Origin of the sequence: Stenotrophomonas sp. 2694 (genome assembly GCF_040548715.1) — a bacterium.
GTDB lineage: Bacteria > Pseudomonadota > Gammaproteobacteria > Xanthomonadales > Xanthomonadaceae > Stenotrophomonas > Stenotrophomonas indicatrix.
The window spans coordinates 23,291-40,445 of record NZ_JBEPSG010000018.1 but is presented as its reverse complement, the minus strand read 5'-3'; the positions used below and the strand labels follow the sequence as shown (position 1 = coordinate 40,445).

The following is a 17,155-nucleotide window of genomic DNA, read 5'->3' as shown; positions in this document are numbered from 1 at the left end:
AACCGTGGGGCTCATCCCAAAAAGTCAGTCGCCGCTCATTGGCGTCGACATCAGTTCGACTGCGGTAAAGCTGTTGCAGCTTTCCCGCAGCGGCAACCGTTTCCGTGTGGAACATTATGCCGTGGAACCGCTGCCGCCGAACGCGGTGGTGGAGAAGAACATCGTTGAAGTGGAGGCCGTGGGAGAGGCCATCCGCCGGGCGATGAACCGTTCCGGCAGCAAGGCCAAGCTGGCCGCTGCGGCCGTGGCCGGTTCGGCGGTGATCACCAAGGTGATCCCGATGCCGGCCGACCTGGACGAGAACGACATGGAAGCCCAGATCGAGCTGGAAGCGGTCAACTACATTCCGTATCCGATCGAGGAAGTGAACCTGGACTTCGAGGTGATCGGGGCGATCCCGAACAACCCGGAAATGGTCCAGGTGCTGCTGGCGGCCTCGCGTTCGGAAAACGTCGAGCTGCGTCAGTCCGCGCTGGAACTGGGTGGCCTGCAGGCCAAGGTGATGGACGTGGAGGCCTTCGCGGTCGAGAACGCCTTCGCCCTGGTGGCCAGCGAGCTGCCGGTGTCGGCCGAGGGCGTGGTCGCGCTGGTCGATATCGGCGCCACCATGACCACCCTCAACGTACTGCGCGGTGGCCGCAGCCTGTACAGCCGCGAACAGGTGTTCGGTGGCAAGCAGCTGACCGACGAGATCATGCGCCGCTATGGCCTGAGCTACGAGGAAGCCGGTCTGGCCAAACGCCAGGGCGGGCTGCCGGAAAGCTACGAGATGGAAGTGCTGGAGCCGTTCAAGGAAGCCACGGTCCAGCAGATCAGCCGCCTGCTGCAGTTCTTCTACGCCGGCAGCGAGTTCAACCGCGTCGATCACATCGTGCTGGCCGGCGGCTGTGCCGCCCTTGCAGGCCTGCCGGAGATGGTCGAGGAACAGCTGGGCGTACCGACCGTGGTCGCCAACCCGCTGGCACAGATGACCCTGGGGCCGAAGGTGCAGGCGCACGCGCTGGCCCAGGACGCCCCCGCGCTGATGATCGCGACCGGTCTGGCGCTGAGGAGCTTTGACTGATGGCACGCATCAATCTATTGCCCTGGCGCGCCGAACGGCGCAAGCAACGCCAGCGCGAGTTCGGCATCATGCTGGGCATGGCCGCCCTGGGTGGCCTGCTGCTGTCGCTGTTGATCTGGTTCTACTACGACATGCAGGTCAGCGGGCAGAATGACCGCAATGCCTACCTGCAGACCGAGATCGACAAGGTCAAGGAGCAGAACAAGGAAATCGACCGCCTCGACGAGCAGAAGAATCGACTGCTGGCCCGCAAGGCGGTGATCGAACAGCTGCAGGCCAAGCGTTCGCAGATGGTCCACCTGTTCGATGCGCTGGTCCGCACCATCCCCGATGGCGTGGTGCTCACCGCTCTGCAGCAGGAAGGCGACGTGCTGACCCTGGAGGGCCGCACCCAGTCCAACGCCCGTGTCTCGGCGTACATGCGCAATCTCGAAGTTTCCGGCTGGATGACCAATCCGGAGCTGGCGATCATCGAGGCGCGTGAGCCTGACAAGGACAAGGACGGGCGCGCGACCGGCCCGGTGGCTGACATCAAGGCATTGCCGTACGTGTTCAAGGTCAAGGTCAAGCTGCCTGCGCAGAGCGAGGAAGCAGGCGCCACGCCGGGCCTGAACCCGGATGGCAGTGTGGCCGGCACCACGCCGGCGGCACCGACGGTCGCACCGCTCAGCGCCGGGCCGGACGCCGCCGCACCGGCTGCTGCCGCACCGGCGCCGGGATCGACTCCGGCACCGGCAGCCACGCCTGCAACTGCTCCGGCACAGGCCCCAGCACCGGCGGCAACGCCTGCGCCGGCCGCGCCTGCACCAGCCGCACCCGCACCCAAGTCTGAGGGCAGCCGCCTGGCGCAGCCTCCGCAGGCCTTCCACGCCCCGATGCAGGGGGATCGCGCATGAGCAAGAAAGTCGACATCAAGAACCTGGACTTCAACGACATCGGCAATTGGCCGAGGAACGCGAAGATCGTGTTCTGCTCGCTGATCGCTCTGGTGATCATGTTCGTGCTCTGGATGCTGCTGATCAGCGGCAAGCGCGAGGAACTGGCGGGCCTGGAATCGCGGGAAACCGAGCTGCGTGCCGAGTTCACCAAGGAACAGGAACGCGCGGTCAACCTGGAGCCGTTGAAGCAGCAGCTGGCACAGATGGAACAGGTGCTGCAGCAGATGCTGCGGCAGCTGCCCAGCAAGACCGAAATGCCGGACCTGATCATCGACATCTCGCAGACCGCGCTGTCCAGCGGCCTGGCCAACGAGCTGTTCGAGCCCGAGCAGGAGCAGATCAAGGAGTTCTACGCCGAGAAGCCGATCAAGCTGCGGATGGTGGGCAGTTACCACCAGTTCGGCGCCTTCGTCAGCGGCGTGGCCTCGTTGCCGCGGGTGGTGATCCTGACCATGCACGACATCAACCTCAAGCCGAAGGACAAGACCGGCGGCAACATCCGCGCCGGTGCGCTGGAACTGTCGGGCACGGTCAAGACCTACCGTTACCTGGATGAGGCCGAGGTCGCCGAACAGCAGAAGGCTGAAGCGGGCAAGGAGGCGAAGAAGTGATCCGTTCCTTCATTGCGCGTGGTGGTATGGCGTTGACCGTGCTGCTGCTGGCCGCCTGTGGCCGCGGCGTGACCAGCACGCCGGGCGATGCACCCAATCTGGAAAAGTGGGTCGAGAGCGAGCGTGCGCGACCGGCGCAGCCGCTGGAACCGCTGCCGGTGATGCAGCAGTTCGAGACCTTTGAATACTCCGCGCAGGGCATGCGCGATCCGTTTACCGATGCCTGGACCAACCCGCAGCAGGGGAATGGGGGACTGCGGCCAGATCCGAACCGGCGCAAGGAGCCGATGGAAGGCTTCCCGCTGGACGCGCTGGACATGGTCGGCACCATCGGAACAGGCGCCGGCACTGTGGCGCTGGTGATGGGGCCGGACAAGGTGACCTATCGGGTGCGTCCCGGTGGTTACCTGGGGCAGAGCGACGGGCGGGTCACCGCGGTCTTTGAAGACCGCGTGGAGCTGATCGAACTGGTGCCGGATGGCGCGGGTGGCTGGCTGGAACGTCCAGCAACGCTCGCGCTGGAAGATCAATGATCGTTTACTGGGGATAGCACGATGACCTTTCACCAAGCCAAGGGGCTGCGTCCCATCCGGCGCTCTACCTTGAACCGCATCAGCGCGCTGGGAGTCGCGTTGATGCTGGCCTGCGCTCCGGCGCTGGCCGCCGCACCGTCGGAAAAGCCGACCGGCACGGCGCTGGCCGCCACGCCGGCCGCTGCACCGGCAGGCCTGTCGGTCGCACGCATCGATTTCAAGCGTGGCGATGACGGCGCGGGCCGCCTGATCCTGCAGTTCGACGGCCAGGGCGCCATGCCCGACCTGCGCAGCCAGGGCAACAGCGTGGTTGTCGATGTCGGCAACGCACGCCTGCCGGCCAACCTGCAGAAGCCGATGAACGTCACCGACTTCGCCACCCCGGTGCAGCGCATCGACGCCAAGCCGTCCGGGGCCGGCACCCAGCTGGTGCTGAGCACGGGCGGTCCGGTCGAGTCGCTGGCCTACCAGAGTGGCAACGAGTATGTGGTGGAGATCAGCCCGCGGCAGGCCCAGGCCGCCGTTGGCGCAGTCACTGCCGGCAGCGTGACCCAGGCCGCCAAGGGCGTGCCGCAGCGCGGCTACGCCGGCAAGCCGGTGACCTTCAACTTCCAGGACGTGCCGGTGCGCACCGTGCTGCAGTTGATTGCCGAAGAGTCGAATCTGAACGTGGTGGCCTCCGACTCGGTGCAGGGCAATGTGACCCTGCGTCTGGTCAACGTGCCGTGGGACCAGGCGCTGGATATCGTGCTGCGTGCCAAGGGCCTGGACAAGCGTCGTGACGGCAGCGTGGTGTGGGTTGCGCCGCAGTCCGAGCTGGCCAAGTTCGAGCAGGAGAAGGAAGACGCGCGCATCGCCATCGAGAACCGCGAAGACCTGGTCACCGACTACGTACAGATCAACTACCACAGTGCCACGCAGATCTTCAAAGCGCTGACCGAGGCCAAGGGAATCGGCGGCGGCGGTGGTGGTGGCGGCGGTGGCGGTGGCGGTGGTGGCAGTTCGCAGGAAGAAAGTGGCTTCCTCTCGGGACGCGGTCGCATCGTCGCCGACGAGCGCACCAACACGCTGATGATCAGCGACATTCCGAAGAAGATCGCGCGCATGCGCGAGTTGATCAGTGTCATCGACCGCCCGGTCGACCAGGTATTGATCGAAGCACGCATCGTCATCGCCACCGACACGTTCGCGCGCGAACTGGGTGCCAAGTTCGGCATCAGTGGCAGCCGTGACAACGTGTATTTCAGTGGTGACCTGGAGGCCAACGCCAAGACCCGCGAATCGCAGGTGGATGCCGCCAGCACCAACGCCAAGGCTGAGCGCGATTGGATCGCCGGTGGCCGCGTGGGCCCGCCGCCGGTGTCGGTCGGTTCGGCCATCACCCGCGGCCTGAACTGGAACCTGCCGGTGGCAACTGCCAGCAATCCAGGTTCGCTGGCGCTGTCGATCCTCAATGCCGGCTATCTGCTTGACGTGGAATTGTCCGCCATGCAGGAAGAGTCGCGTGGTGAAGTGATTTCCAATCCGCGGGTGGTGACCACCAATCAGCGCGAAGCGCTGATCAAACAGGGCAAGGAAATCGGCTATGTCACCATCAGTGGCGGCGGCGCTGGCGGTGTAGCCACCCCGAACGTCCAGTTCAAGGAAGTGGTGCTGGAACTGAAGGTCACCCCGACCATCACCAACGACAACCGCGTGTTCCTCAACATGGCGGTGAAGAAGGACGAGGTCGATCAGCTGATCCAGCTGCAGGGCTACGGTACCGTGCCGTCCATCAACCGTCGCGAGGTCAATACCGCCGTGCTGGTGGAAGATGGCCAGACCGTGGTGATCGGTGGCGTGTATGAATTCACCGACCGCAACAGTGTCAGCAAGGTGCCGTTCCTGGGCGATGTGCCGTTCCTGGGCAATCTGTTCAAGAAGCGTGGTCGCAACAAGGACAAGGCCGAACTGCTGGTGTTCGTGACCCCGAAGGTCCTGCGCGTGGCCCGCCAGAACTGAGGCATCACATCTGTTGTATCCGACCGGGGCCGCCACGTGCGGCCCCGCGTCGTTTGCGCGGGAGGCCCGGTTGATCGGTCATGCGTGGAGGCTGTTCAGCCGTTCTTGATGCCAGCAGCCGGACGGCCTGCGATGATGTGGGGAACCCGAGCCATCCCGCGCCGGTCAAAGGCCCCCATGAACCTGCCTCCGCCGATGCCCGAATCCATTTCTCCGCCGCCTGCCCCCACCACCTCGCGCCTGCATGCGGCTTTCAGCGATCTGCGCGATGCACTGTCGGCCGAGATCGTCGGCCAGGCGGCGCTGGTCGAACGCCTGCTCATTGCCTTGCTGGCCGATGGCCACCTGCTGGTGGAAGGTGCCCCGGGCCTGGCCAAGACCACGGCCATCCGGGCCTTGGCGGCGCGGCTGGAAGCAGACTTCGCACGTGTGCAGTTCACCCCGGATCTGCTGCCTTCGGACCTGACCGGTACCGAGATCTGGCGCCCACAGGAAGGCCGTTTCGAGTTCGTGCCGGGGCCGATCTTCCACCCGATCCTGCTGGCCGATGAAATCAATCGTGCGCCGGCCAAAGTGCAGTCCGCGCTGCTGGAAGCGATGGGCGAGCGCCAGGTCACCGTCGGTCGCCACACCTATGCGCTGCCGTCGCTGTTCCTGGTGATGGCCACGCAGAATCCGATCGAGCAGGAAGGCACCTTCCCGCTGCCGGAAGCGCAGCTGGATCGTTTCCTGATGCACGTACGCATTGGTTATCCGGACCAGGCGGCCGAGTCGGAGATCCTGCGGCTGGCGCGCGAGCGCGCCCGCGGCGCACTTGGCGAGGCCGCAGCGACGCCGGAAAAACTGCCGATGCAGGATGTCTTCGATGCGCGCCGCGAGGTGCTGGAGCTGCACATGGCCCCTGCGCTGGAACGCTACCTGATCGAGCTGGTACTGGCCTCGCGCGACCCCTCGCGCTACGACGCCTCGCTGGCGCGCCGCATCGCGTGGGGCGCCAGCCCGCGTGGCTCCATCGCGCTGGAGCGGTGCGCACGGGCGCGGGCGTGGTTGGCCGGGCGTGATTTCGTCACTCCCGACGACGTGCGTGCCGTGGCCGCCGATGTGCTGCGCCACCGGGTACTGCCCAGCTATGAAGCCATCGCCGAAGGCTGGGATGGTGAGCGCCTGGTGCAGGAGCTGCTGGCCCGGGTACCGGCGCCCTGAGCGCGCGCATGATCGGCACGACCAACGGACCTGCTCCGGGTGCCAGCGAAGGCGATGGCCTGCGACCGCAACTGGCCGAGCTGGTGGCATTGCGCCGCCTGGCACAGCGTCCGCCGCCGCCTCGTCGTGGGCGCGCGGGCAGCGCCGGGCAAGCACCTTCGCCGCTGCGCGGACGCGGCATGGAATACGCAGAATCGCGCGAATACGTGGCGGGCGACGACGCGCGCCACATCGACTGGCGCGTCACCGCGCGCACCGGGCGCACGCACACCAAATTGTTCCAGGCAGAACGCGAACGGGTCACCCTGATCGTTGCCGATACTTCACCTGCGCTGTACTTCGGTACCCGCGTGCGCTTCAAGTCGGTGCAGGCAGCACGCGCTGGCGCGGTTGCGGCATGGTCCGCACAGCGCCGCGGCGACCGCATCGGTGCATTGCGCGGTAGTGATCGCGAGGCGCCGATCGCGCCGGCCGGCGGTGCCCGCGGCGTACTGCGCGTACTCGATGCACTCACGCGCTGGTACGCGCAGCCACCTGCCGATGACCTTGGCCTGGAACGCGCGCTGGACCATGCCGGTCGGGTGCTGCGTCCCGGCGCCCGGATGCTGGTACTGGCCGATCCGCAGCAGGCGATCCGGATTCCGCCGGCGCGCTGGAGCGCGTTGGCCCAGCACCATGACCTGAGTCTGCTGCTGCTGGTCGATCCGCTTGAGTTGCAGCCGCCAACGGCGCCCCTGCAGTTTCTCGCCGCGCAGCAGCGCATCGGCCTGGACCTGCGCCGCAGCGATGTGCAGGCGCACTGGCAGGCGCATTTCGTTGAACCGCTGCAGCAGCTGCGCAGCCAGCTTGCCGCGCGTCGCGTCGATGTGCAGGTGCTGTCCACCGATGCGGCCAGCGACGCCTGGCTGGCACCGGCACCGACGGAGGTGCCGGCATGAGTGCCTCCCTGCCACTGCGCGACGTGCAGTTGCCGCCCTCGCCAGCGTGGTGGCCCCCCGCACCTGGCTGGCTGATGCTGATCGCATTGGTTCTGCTGTTGCTGGCCATCGTTGCTGCGGTGGCATGGCGTCGTCATCGCCGCCGCCAGCAGTGGATGCGCGTGTTCGATCAGGAGATTGCGGCAGTGAACGGCGCGCCGTCGGAACTTGCGGCCATCGCCAGCCTGCTGCGGCGTGCGGCGCGTCAGGCACGCCCCGGCAGCGAAGCACTGCGCGATGACGCGTGGTGGCAGTACGTCGATCCCAAGGACACCCTGCCGCCTGCGCAGCGCAACCTGCTGGCCGAGGGGGCCTATCGTCCACACGTGGATGCCGCTGCCGTGGCCGGCGTGCGCGCGTGGGCGCGGGCACGCTACCTGGCGTTGCTGCAGGAGCGCCGCCGATGAGCGCGCTTGCAGCTTACTGGCCGTGGCCGGATCTGCAGCTGGCCTGGCCGCTGGCACTGCTGGCACTGCCGTTGCCGATCCTGATGCTGGCATGGAAGCGGCGGGCCGATCCGGGCGCTGCGTTGCGCGTGCCCTACGCCGCTGCCGAACTGGAAGCACTGGCTGGCGGCGGTCGTGTCGGCGTTTCCTGGCTGCGCAGCGGCTTGCTGTGGCTGGGCTGGCTGGCGCTGTGCCTGGCGATGGCACGCCCGCAGCAGCTGGGTGAGGCGATTACCCCGCCGCAGGAAGGCCGGCAGATGATGCTGGCAATGGACGTGTCCGGCAGCATGAGCGAGCCGGACATGGTGCTCGGTGCGCAGGCGGTGGAGCGCTTGACCGCAGCCAAGGCGGTGCTGGCTGATTTCCTCGACCGTCGTGCCGGCGACCGCGTCGGCCTGCTGGTATTCGGTGATCGTGCCTACACACTCACACCGTTGACTGCGGATCTGTCCAGCGTGCGCGATCAACTGCGCGACAGCGTGGTTGGCCTTGCCGGGCGCGAGACGGCCATTGGTGACGCCATCGCGCTGGCGGTCAAACGCCTGCGCAATCAGCCCGAAGGGCAGCGTGTACTGATCCTGCTGACCGACGGCGTCAGCAACGCCGGTGTGCTGGAACCCCTGCGCGCAGCCGAGCTGGCGCGTGCCGAAGGGGTGCGCGTGCACACCGTGGCGTTTGGCAGCGACGGGAGCGCGCGGTTCTTCGGCATTCCCGTGGCCGCCGACCGCGACCCGGTGGATGAGGCAACGCTGCGCAGGATCGCCGAGATGACCGGCGGCCGCTTCTTCCGTGCGCGTGACACCGACCAGCTGGCCGGCATCTACGCCGAACTGGACAGGCTGGAGCCAATCGCAGCGAAGGGACCGACACTGCGTCCGCGCAACGAGCGCTATGCATGGCCACTGGCCGTCGCCTTGCTGCTGGGCGCATTGGCGTGGGCCTGGCCGGAACGTCGCCGATGAACGCCACTTTCCTGAAGATGCCCGACTGGAGCGCGTTCGATTGGAGTGCATTGCATTTCCTGCGGCCGGACGGCTTGTGGCTGCTGGCGGCACTGCCGTTGATCGTCGCCGTGGCCATCTACCGGCAACGGCGCAGCGACGCGTGGCGGCAGGCGGTCGACGCCCATCTGCTGTCGCAGCTCCTGGCGGGCGAGGGCAAGCGACGCACGCGCCTGCCATGGGCATTGCTGTTGGGCTGGACCCTGGCGGCACTGGCGATGGCTGGCCCCAGCTGGAGGCAGCAGGCGCAGCCGATCTATCAGGCCAGTGCGCCGTTGGTGGTGGTGCTGGATCTCTCCAGCCGCATCACCGCGACCGACCTGCCACCCTCGCGCCTGCTGCAGGCGCGGGCAAAGATCGGTGCTCTGCTGCGCGCCCGTCAAGGCGGACAGGTGGGTCTGGTGGTGTATGCCGAAGATGCCTATACCGTGGCGCCGTTGACCGACGACGCTGCCAACGTGGCGCTGTACCTGGACGCGCTGTCGCCGGAGGTGATGCCGCGTGATGGACAGCGCGCCGACCGTGGCATCGACTGGGCGGTCAGGTTGCTGCGGCAGACCGGTGCCCTGCGCGGCCAGATTCTGCTGGTCAGCGACCAGGCTGACAGCGAAGCGGCGCTTGCCGCAACGCAGGCGCGTGGCCTCGGCCTGCAGGTGTCGGTGCTGGGCCTGGGCACACCATCCGGCGCCGCTTATCGCGATGGTCAAGGCCAGATCGCACAGGCCGCGCTGGATGAAACCAGCCTGCGCGCCGTCGCCACCGCAGGTGGCGGGCGTTACCAGCGCATCGCCAGCGATGATCGCGACCTGAAGGCATTGGACGTACTTGATGCCAGCGACGGCGGTGCGTTGCAGCGGCCCGGGCAGGCCCGGCAGTGGCAGGACGAAGGCTATTGGTTGTTGCCGCCGGTGATGCTGCTGGCACTGCTGGCGTTCCGTCGCCGCGCGGTGCTGGCGGCGGTGCTGGCCGTGGGTCTTCTGCCCTTGAGCGGGCAGTTGCAGGCACAGCCGCGCGCGCCCATGGCTGCGCCGACAGCGGGCACGATGTGGGAACGTGCCGACCAGCGTGAGCATGCACGCCTGGCCGAGGGTGTGCAGGCGTACCGTCAAGGTGATTTCGCCACTGCCCGCAAGCAGTTCGAAGGCATCGACAGCGATGCGGGCTGGTACAACCTCGGCAACGTGCTTGCCCGCCAGGGCGACTACGACGGTGCCATCGCCGCCTACGACAAGGCCTTGGCGCGCCACCCGCAGATGGCCGATGCCGTCGCCAACCGTGCGGTGGTCGACGCCGCGCGCAAGCGCAAGTCGTCGTCGAACAACAGCCAGGGGCAGGGCAAGGGGCAGCAGAAGCCGCAGCAGGGACAGCAGCAGAACCAGCAGGGCCAGCAAGGCCAACAAGGTCAGCAGAATCAGCAGCAGGGCCAGCAAGGCCAGCAAGGTCAGCAGAATCAGCAGCAGGGCCAGCAAGGCCAACAAGGCCAGCAGGAACCGCAGGGCCAGAAGGGCCAGCAGAACCCGGCGTCTGCAGGTGCCGGCCAGCAGGGGGCGAAGCAGGAGCCGCCGCAGGCAGCCGACGCGCAGGCCCAGGCGCAGGCCGATGCCCAGCAGCGCCAGCGCATGCAGCAGGCCCTACAGCAGGCGCGCGCCGGCGAAGCCGGCAAGGCAGCAGTGCGCGGCGATGGCGGCACGCCGCAACAGCGTGAGGAACAGCAGGCCGTAGAGGCGTGGATGCGGCGCGTGCCGGATGATCCGGGGGCACTGCTGCGGGCCAAGTTCCAGTTGGAAAACGAACGTAGAAAGAGGGAGGGGCGATGACAGGCATGGCGAGCAGGCAAATCCGGTGGCCCTTGCCTGTGCTGGCGATGCTGCTGCTGTGGCTGCCGATGGTGGCCATGGCGCAGACGCGCGCCTGGCTGGAGCAGGACAGCATCGCCGCCGGTGATGCGGTCACCCTGCACATCGAGACCGACCAGGGCGCGCCAGACTATGCACCGTTGAATGCCGATTTCGTGCTCAGTGCGCAGAGCAGCAACCGCCAGGTGCAGTGGAGCAATGGCGGCGTCCAGCAGCGCAACCTCTATACGGTTGCGTTGACGCCGCGCCGCACAGGTACGCTGCAGGTGCCTTCATTACAGGTAGGCGCAGCTCGCACGGTGCCCTTGGTGCTGCAGGTAAGTGATGCCGTGGTGGCCACCCCGCAGAGCAATGCCACCGCCTTCATCGAAACCGAGGTGGATGACCCGACGCCCTACGTGCAGCAGAGCGTGGGCGTGGTGGTCAGGCTGTACTTCGCCTCGCAGCTGGCGTCGGGCGAACTGGTGCTCGACACACCCAGTGGCGCTTCGCTGCAGCGGGTGGGGGAGGATCGCAGCGACGTGCGCCAGGTCAACGGCCGTCGCTACAACGTGGTCGAACGTCGCTTCCTGCTGATCCCCGAGCGCAGCGGGCCGTTGCGCCTGCCGGGCGCGCGCTTCACCGGCCGCAGTGCAGGTGGATTCTTCGATGACTTCTTCGGGAGCGGTGGCGATGGCCGCATGAATGCCGTCGGTGCCGAACGCACGCTGCAGGTGCAGGCGCAACCGGCTCAGGCCGTGCAGCCGTGGCTGCCCCTGCACAGCCTGCAGTTGCGCTACACCGCCGCACCCAGCAGTGCGCGCACGGGCGAAGCGGCCACCGTGATGGTCGAAGCGATCGCCAATGGCGCTACCCGGGCCCAGTTCACCGATCTGCCCGTGCCCGACCTCGGCGACGCCGCACAGGTGTTCGCCGAACCTGCCCAGTACGAGGAGACCTTCAACGGCAGCACGCCACGCCTGAAGATCACCCGTCGCTATTCGATCGTGCCGCGGCAGGTTGGATCCCTGCGTGTGCCCGGGCCGCGCGTGGCCTGGTGGAACGTGGACAGTGGCAGTGCCCAGCAGGCCAGCCTGCCGGATCTGGAACTGGCCGTGGCCGCAGGCCGGGCCGGCGCGCCGGTGGCACAACCGATCGACACCGATGCCGCGTTGCCGGGAGACGCCGCACCCACCGCTGCATCCTCTCTTGCACCCACCGCAGCAAGTTCCCGGCCGTGGCCGTGGATGGCTGCCGCCGCAGGCCTGGCGCTGCTATGGCTGTTGACCCTGGCATGGGGATGGCGACGTGGCCGCCGTGCCGTCGTCCACACCCATCCGGTTCCCCGGCCAGGAGCCAGTGCCCCTGCAACGTCCTCGCGTGCCAGCGTGGCCGAGCTGCGCCGGGCGATCGATGGCGAGGGCTTCGACCAGGTAGAGGCGCTGCTGTGTTCGATGGCCGGCGTGGAACGCCTGGAACAGGTGATCGAGCGCCTGGCCGATCCGGCCCAGCGGCAGACCCTGCAGGCGTTGCAGCAGGCGCGCTGGGGCGGGATGGGGGATGTCAGCGCGCTGCGGGCCCGCCTGCGCGAAAGCTTCCGTGACGGACCGCACTGGTCGGCCGCCACCGGTGCCGTCGACACTGGGTTGCCGCCGCTGTATCCGCCGCGGCAACCCTGAACCGGCGCGGCTTGCGCGCTTTGTTAGAGTAGATTCATTTTTCGAGGAATCCCGCGCATGACAGCAGCTGCTGCCGACAAGAAGAAGTTGCCCCTGCATTGGAAGATGGGCATCGGCTTTGCGATCGGCCTGGTCCTGGGACTGATCGTGCATGCCCTGGGCGGCAGCATCGACGGCCTGCAGACCGGTGCCAAGTGGGTAATGGACTACGTCACCACCCCGGCGTCGGGCCTGTTCCTCAACCTGATCTTCATGCTGATCGTGCCGCTGATCTTCTCGGCGCTGATCATGGGCGTGTCGGAGATGGGCGACATCCGCGCCCTTGGCCGCATCGGCTGGAAGACGCTGGCCTACACCGTGCTGCTGTCCGGCATCGCGGTGGGTATCGGCCTGGTGCTGGTCAACCTGCTCAAGCCCGGTGCCGGCGTCGACCCGCAGGTGGCCGCGCTGATGCTGTCGGAGAATGCCGAGCGCAGCAAGGAAATCGTTGCTGGCATCCATGGCACGCCGAAGGGCATGGACATGCTGCTGTCGATCGTGCCGAGCAACGTGCTGCAGGCCGCCTCCGACAATGGCGCGATCCTGTCGCTGATGTTCTTCGCGCTGATGTTCGGCATCGGCATGGTGCTGACCGACGAGGCCAAGGTCGCCCCGCTGCGTCGCGCCATCGAAGGCGTGTTTGAGATCTCGATGACCCTGATCAACCTGGTCATCCGCCTGGCGCCGTATGCAGTGGCCTGCTTCATGTTCAACCTGGCCGCGCTGTTCGGTTTCGATCTGATCATCCGCCTGGGTGCGTATGTGGGCGTGGTGGTGCTGGCGTTGGGCCTGCACATGGTGGTGACCTACGGCACCGCGGTATGGCTGTCGGGCCGTTCACCGCTGGCGTTCTTCCGCCAGACCCAGGAGGCCACGGTGATGGCCTTCTCCACCGCCTCCAGCAACGCCACCCTGCCGACCGCGCTGCGCGTGGCCGACCAGATGGGCCTGCCGCAGCGCGTGTCGCGCTTCGTGCTGACCGTGGGCGCCACCGCCAACCAGAACGGCACGGCGCTGTTCGAGGGCGTGACGGTGATCTTCCTGGCCCAGTTCTTCGGTGTCGACCTGAGCATCGGCCAGCAGGTCATGGTGATGGCGGTCTGCATCCTTGGTGGTATCGGTACGGCCGGTGTGCCGTCCGGCTCGCTGCCGGTGGTGGCGATGATCTGTGCGATGGTCGGCGTCAATCCGCTGGGCATCGGTCTGATCCTGGGCGTGAACCACTTCCTGGACATGTGCCGCACCGCGCTGAACGTGACCGGCGACCTGGCCCTGACCACGCTGGTGGCCAAGGGCGAAGCGCCGGACACTCCGGCCGAGGCCGCTGCCGCCGCGGCCCGTCTGGACAACTGACCCAGGCAATGCCTGATCGGGGTCGGATCCCTTTCCGCAGGAAGGGGCTCCGACCCCTCTTCATATGCGGAATCCAGCGCAGATCACGACGTTGCCGGCCAACGGCCGGCACTAATGCCCTGGTCGACCTGACCCTGCCGGGCGTCTGTGGGACAATAGGCCGCCCGCAGTTCCGCGGCCGCCTCCCGATTCCGACAGAACCATGACGCAGCCTACCCGTCGCCAGTTGGCCAACGCCATCCGCTTCCTCGCCGCCGATGCGGTTGAAACCGCAAAGTCCGGCCATCCCGGCATGCCCATGGGCATGGCCGACATCGCCGAAGTCCTCTGGAACGACTACCACCGTCACAACCCGAACAACCCGCAGTGGTTCAACCGCGACCGCTTCGTGCTGTCCAACGGCCACGGCTCGATGCTGCAGTACGCGCTGTTGCACCTGAGCGGGTATGACCTGCCGATCGAGCAGCTGAAGGCATTCCGCCAGCTGGGCAGCCACACCGCTGGCCATCCGGAGCGTCACGAGACCCCGGGCGTGGAGACCACCACCGGTCCGCTGGGCCAGGGTTTCGCCAACGCCGTCGGTTTTGCCTTGGCCGAGAAGCTGCTGGCACAGCGCTTCAACCGCCCGGAGCTGGAAATCGTCGACCACCGCACCTGGGTGTTCATGGGCGATGGCTGCCTGATGGAGGGCATTTCCCACGAAGCCGCCTCGCTGGCCGGCACCTGGGGCCTGCACAAGCTGGTCTGCTTCTGGGATGACAACCACATCTCCATCGACGGCAACACCGAAGGCTGGTTCACCGACAACACCCCGGAGCGTTTCGAGGCCTATGGCTGGAACGTGGTCCGTGGCGTCGATGGCCACGATCCGGAGAGCATCAAGGCCGGTATCGAAGCGGCCCTGTCGCAGGACGGCAAGCCGACCCTGATCTGCTGCCGCACCACCATTGGTTTCGGCTCGCCGAACAAGTCCGGCAAGGAATCCAGCCACGGCGCACCGCTGGGCAAGGACGAACTGGAAGCCACCCGCAAGGCGCTGGACTGGAACTACGGTCCGTTCGAGATTCCCGAAGAGATCTACGCCGGCTGGCGTGCTGGCGGTACCGGCACCCTGCGCCAGGCCGAGTGGGAGCAGCAGTTCGACAAGTACGCTGCGCAGTTCCCGGCCGAAGCCGCTGAACTGACCCGCCGCTCGCATGGCGATCTGCCGGCCGACTTCATCGCCAAGGCCGACGCCTACATCGCCCAGGTTGCCGCCGAAGGCCAGACCATTGCGTCGCGCAAGGCGTCGCAGCTGGCCATCGAGGCGTTCGCGCCGCTGCTGCCGGAAATCGTGGGCGGATCGGCCGATCTGGCGCACTCCAACCTGACCCTGTGGAAGGGCAGCAAGTCCGTCGCCACCGACGATGCCAATGCCAACTACGTGTACTACGGTGTGCGCGAGTTCGGCATGACCGCGATCGCCAATGGCCTGGCTCTGCACGGTGGTTTCATCCCGTTCGACGCCACCTTCCTGGTGTTCAGCGATTACGCCCGCAATGCCGTGCGCATGAGCGCGCTGATCCCGGCCCACGCCATCCACGTCTACACCCACGACTCGATCGGCCTGGGCGAAGACGGCCCGACCCACCAGCCGGTGGAGCATCTGGCCTCGCTGCGCTACATCCCGAACAATGACGTGTGGCGCCCGTGCGATGCCGTCGAGTCGGCCGTGAGCTGGAAGGCTGCGATCACCCGCCAGGACGGCCCGAGCTGCCTGGTGTTCAGCCGCCAGAACCTGCCGCACCAGCCGCGCGACGCTGAGCAGATCGCACAGATCGAGCGCGGTGGTTACGTGCTGGCCGATGCTGCCGGCACTCCGGACGTGATCCTGATCGCCACCGGTTCGGAAGTCTCGCTGGCGACCGAAGCGAAGGCGCAGCTGGATGCGGCCGGCCTGAAGACCCGCGTGGTCTCGATGCCGTCCACCGATGTGTTCCTGCGCCAGGATGCGGCCTACCGCGAATCGGTGCTGCCGAACGCCGTGCGCAAGCGCGTGGCCATCGAAGCTGGCGTCACCGGCTTCTGGCGCCAGTTCGTCGGCCTGGATGGTGCAGTGATCGGTATCGACACCTTCGGTGCCTCGGCCCCGGCCGACAAGCTGTACCAGCACTTCGGCATCACCACCGCGCACGTGGTGGAAGCAGCCAAGGCGCTGTAAGTCCCGCTGCAATGGAATAGGGAAAAGGCCGGCGAAAGCCGGCCTTTTCTTTGCCGGGCGATCCGTTTCGCCCGCCGTGCCCGTAGATCCACGCCACGCGTGGATGCACGTTACATCGTGTCCCGCACGTCCATCAGCGCAAACCCCAGCAGATTCAATCCGCGCCACCGCGCCGGGTTGTGTGCGTCGGCGTGATCCTTGGCCAGGCCGATTCCCCAGATAAAATCCACCGGACTGGCTTCCACCAGAACCTGGTCTGCCGTGGCGCGCAGAAAATCACCCAGCGCCGCATTCTGCGAGAACTTGGCCCGATTGCCTTCGACCACCAGGGCGTAGCGCGCCTGCGCCCAGAGAGCCTCGTCGAAGCCCTCGATCTTCCGGCCCAGCGCTTTCACCTTGTCAGGCGTGCGGCTGGCGAGAACCTGTTCGAGGATGTCGGTGGCACCAAACAGTCGCGCTTTGCCGGCCATCATGTAGTGTTCTGCGGTGCGGTAGTGCACGCCATCGATGCTGAAACCCGCGTCATACCACTGGCTGAAACACGAAGCCGACACGCCGGTGCGTGGCGGCTGGTGGCCCCAGAAGCACAGATAACGCAGGTGCTCGCCATCGGCTTGGCGGCGTTGCAGGTCATGCAGGAAACGGGAATCGTCGTTCATCCGCACAGCGTAGCGCATGAACACGCTGACGCCTTGGCGTGCACGTGCCCGAGGCTGTCCAGGGGAGGTGTTCCAGGTCAGTGCTACGGTGTTCCTTGGATCAGCCTTGGCTGCCGATGGATTCCTTGATGAGCCGTTGATGCTCACTCAAGGCCTGGTTGAAGTCGGCAAGTGCAAATGTCACTGGTTTGCTATCTGGATACCAGCACGTGGAGGCGCCGACTTCCAGGCCCCCGGTTTCACTGCGACCGAACCGCTGCCAGCGCACGACATCGCCCTCGATCACCTGCTCGGTCATCAGCGTAGAACAGGCGAAATCCATGTCGTCACTACACACCAGCAGCGGCACCAGGGTGGAGGTTCCATTCGCGGCAGGGATGATGCGCCGATTGGCCAGCGCATCCTCATCCTCGTCGATCAACCACATCAGTGAAAGACCATGCACTTCGAGGTCGGGATGGTCCAGATGCTGGGCCAGCCACAGCTCGATCGGCACATCGTTGATGGCCAACCATGCACAACTGCTGCTCGAGAAGCACGCTCTGTGGTGGATGGCTGTAATGCGGTGGCGCATGAGACGTAATCGGGAAAATGATCGAGCGATCGTGATACAGGAA

General features: G+C 66.6%; 15 protein-coding genes. 13 read left to right on the top strand and 2 right to left on the bottom strand.

What is annotated here, in order from left to right; genetic code table 11:
• Positions 1–4: 4 nt before the first annotated feature.
• From ABIA73_RS17020 to tkt, 13 genes are all read left to right on the top strand, one after another.
• Positions 5–1,063, top strand: a complete 1,059-nt coding sequence (locus ABIA73_RS17020) for a pilus assembly protein PilM (protein WP_032951624.1) — start codon at positions 5–7, stop codon at positions 1,061–1,063.
• Positions 1,063–1,959 (top strand): PilN domain-containing protein, encoded by an 897-nt coding sequence (locus ABIA73_RS17015; RefSeq protein WP_279208881.1) that lies wholly within the window; start codon positions 1,063–1,065, stop codon positions 1,957–1,959. The genes ABIA73_RS17020 and ABIA73_RS17015 overlap by 1 nt, the downstream gene beginning before the upstream one ends.
• Positions 1,956–2,612: a type IV pilus inner membrane component PilO gene (locus ABIA73_RS17010; protein ID WP_032977008.1), complete on the top strand. Its 657-nt coding sequence runs from the start codon at positions 1,956–1,958 to the stop codon at positions 2,610–2,612. The genes ABIA73_RS17015 and ABIA73_RS17010 overlap by 4 nt, the downstream gene beginning before the upstream one ends.
• A gap of 26 nt (positions 2,613–2,638) precedes the next feature.
• On the top strand, positions 2,639–3,145 hold the full coding sequence (locus ABIA73_RS17005) for a pilus assembly protein PilP (RefSeq protein ID WP_080150643.1): 507 nt from the start codon (positions 2,639–2,641) through the stop codon (positions 3,143–3,145).
• A gap of 21 nt (positions 3,146–3,166) precedes the next feature.
• The gene (locus tag ABIA73_RS17000; RefSeq protein ID WP_223483253.1) at positions 3,167–5,146 is read left to right on the top strand and encodes a type IV pilus secretin PilQ; all 1,980 of its coding nucleotides are present in this window, start codon (positions 3,167–3,169) and stop codon (positions 5,144–5,146) included.
• Between the two features lie 177 nt (positions 5,147–5,323).
• Positions 5,324–6,349: an AAA family ATPase gene (locus tag ABIA73_RS16995; protein WP_100436853.1), complete on the top strand. Its 1,026-nt coding sequence runs from the start codon at positions 5,324–5,326 to the stop codon at positions 6,347–6,349.
• A gap of 8 nt (positions 6,350–6,357) precedes the next feature.
• Entirely contained in the window at positions 6,358–7,287 is a 930-nt protein-coding gene (locus ABIA73_RS16990; protein ID WP_309911606.1) for a DUF58 domain-containing protein, read from the top strand.
• Complete coding sequence (locus ABIA73_RS16985) at positions 7,284–7,733, top strand: DUF4381 family protein (RefSeq protein WP_025874236.1); 450 nt, start codon at positions 7,284–7,286, stop codon at positions 7,731–7,733. Before ABIA73_RS16990 ends, ABIA73_RS16985 begins: the two co-directional genes overlap by 4 nt.
• Complete coding sequence (locus tag ABIA73_RS16980; RefSeq protein ID WP_080150603.1) at positions 7,730–8,734, top strand: vWA domain-containing protein; 1,005 nt, start codon at positions 7,730–7,732, stop codon at positions 8,732–8,734. The genes ABIA73_RS16985 and ABIA73_RS16980 overlap by 4 nt, the downstream gene beginning before the upstream one ends.
• Positions 8,731–10,590 carry a tetratricopeptide repeat protein gene (locus ABIA73_RS16975; RefSeq protein ID WP_354276060.1) on the top strand — a complete coding sequence of 620 codons (1,860 nt, stop codon included), beginning with the start codon at positions 8,731–8,733 and terminating at the stop codon, positions 10,588–10,590. The genes ABIA73_RS16980 and ABIA73_RS16975 overlap by 4 nt, the downstream gene beginning before the upstream one ends.
• Positions 10,587–12,287 (top strand): BatD family protein, encoded by a 1,701-nt coding sequence (locus ABIA73_RS16970; protein ID WP_354276059.1) that lies wholly within the window; start codon positions 10,587–10,589, stop codon positions 12,285–12,287. The genes ABIA73_RS16975 and ABIA73_RS16970 overlap by 4 nt, the downstream gene beginning before the upstream one ends.
• Positions 12,288–12,344: 57 nt before the next feature.
• A complete protein-coding gene (locus ABIA73_RS16965) occupies positions 12,345–13,679 on the top strand; it encodes a dicarboxylate/amino acid:cation symporter (protein WP_354276058.1) in 1,335 nt (444 codons plus the stop codon).
• Between the two features lie 202 nt (positions 13,680–13,881).
• Positions 13,882–15,879 (top strand): transketolase, encoded by a 1,998-nt coding sequence (tkt, locus tag ABIA73_RS16960; protein WP_354276057.1) that lies wholly within the window; start codon positions 13,882–13,884, stop codon positions 15,877–15,879.
• Positions 15,880–15,989: 110 nt separating this feature from the next.
• Here tkt and ybiA read toward each other — a convergent pair whose 3' ends face one another.
• On the bottom strand, positions 15,990–16,556 hold the full coding sequence (gene ybiA / locus ABIA73_RS16955) for a riboflavin biosynthesis intermediates N-glycosidase (protein ID WP_354276071.1): 567 nt from the start codon (positions 16,554–16,556) through the stop codon (positions 15,990–15,992).
• Positions 16,557–16,638: 82 nt separating this feature from the next.
• The gene (locus ABIA73_RS16950; protein ID WP_025874243.1) at positions 16,639–17,112 is read right to left on the bottom strand and encodes a hypothetical protein; all 474 of its coding nucleotides are present in this window, start codon (positions 17,110–17,112) and stop codon (positions 16,639–16,641) included.
• Positions 17,113–17,155 lie beyond the last annotated feature (43 nt).

What these genes read in the sequence shown, in the direction of transcription:
- ABIA73_RS16985 (WP_025874236.1), top strand. Translation starts at nt 7,284, where the DNA reads ATGAGTGCCTCCCTGCCACTGCGCGACGTGCAGTTGCCGCCCTCGCCA.
- ABIA73_RS16965 (WP_354276058.1), top strand. Translation starts at nt 12,345, where the DNA reads ATGACAGCAGCTGCTGCCGACAAGAAGAAGTTGCCCCTGCATTGGAAG.
- ybiA (WP_354276071.1), bottom strand. Translation starts at nt 16,556, where the DNA reads ATGCGCTACGCTGTGCGGATGAACGACGATTCCCGTTTCCTGCATGAC.
- ABIA73_RS17015 (WP_279208881.1), top strand. Translation starts at nt 1,063, where the DNA reads ATGGCACGCATCAATCTATTGCCCTGGCGCGCCGAACGGCGCAAGCAA.
- ABIA73_RS17000 (WP_223483253.1), top strand. Translation starts at nt 3,167, where the DNA reads ATGACCTTTCACCAAGCCAAGGGGCTGCGTCCCATCCGGCGCTCTACC.
- tkt (WP_354276057.1), top strand. Translation starts at nt 13,882, where the DNA reads ATGACGCAGCCTACCCGTCGCCAGTTGGCCAACGCCATCCGCTTCCTC.
- ABIA73_RS16980 (WP_080150603.1), top strand. Translation starts at nt 7,730, where the DNA reads ATGAGCGCGCTTGCAGCTTACTGGCCGTGGCCGGATCTGCAGCTGGCC.
- ABIA73_RS16970 (WP_354276059.1), top strand. Translation starts at nt 10,587, where the DNA reads ATGACAGGCATGGCGAGCAGGCAAATCCGGTGGCCCTTGCCTGTGCTG.
- ABIA73_RS16975 (WP_354276060.1), top strand. Translation starts at nt 8,731, where the DNA reads ATGAACGCCACTTTCCTGAAGATGCCCGACTGGAGCGCGTTCGATTGG.
- ABIA73_RS17010 (WP_032977008.1), top strand. Translation starts at nt 1,956, where the DNA reads ATGAGCAAGAAAGTCGACATCAAGAACCTGGACTTCAACGACATCGGC.
- ABIA73_RS17005 (WP_080150643.1), top strand. Translation starts at nt 2,639, where the DNA reads ATGGCGTTGACCGTGCTGCTGCTGGCCGCCTGTGGCCGCGGCGTGACC.
- ABIA73_RS16995 (WP_100436853.1), top strand. Translation starts at nt 5,324, where the DNA reads ATGAACCTGCCTCCGCCGATGCCCGAATCCATTTCTCCGCCGCCTGCC.
- ABIA73_RS16950 (WP_025874243.1), bottom strand. Translation starts at nt 17,112, where the DNA reads ATGCGCCACCGCATTACAGCCATCCACCACAGAGCGTGCTTCTCGAGC.
- ABIA73_RS16990 (WP_309911606.1), top strand. Translation starts at nt 6,358, where the DNA reads ATGATCGGCACGACCAACGGACCTGCTCCGGGTGCCAGCGAAGGCGAT.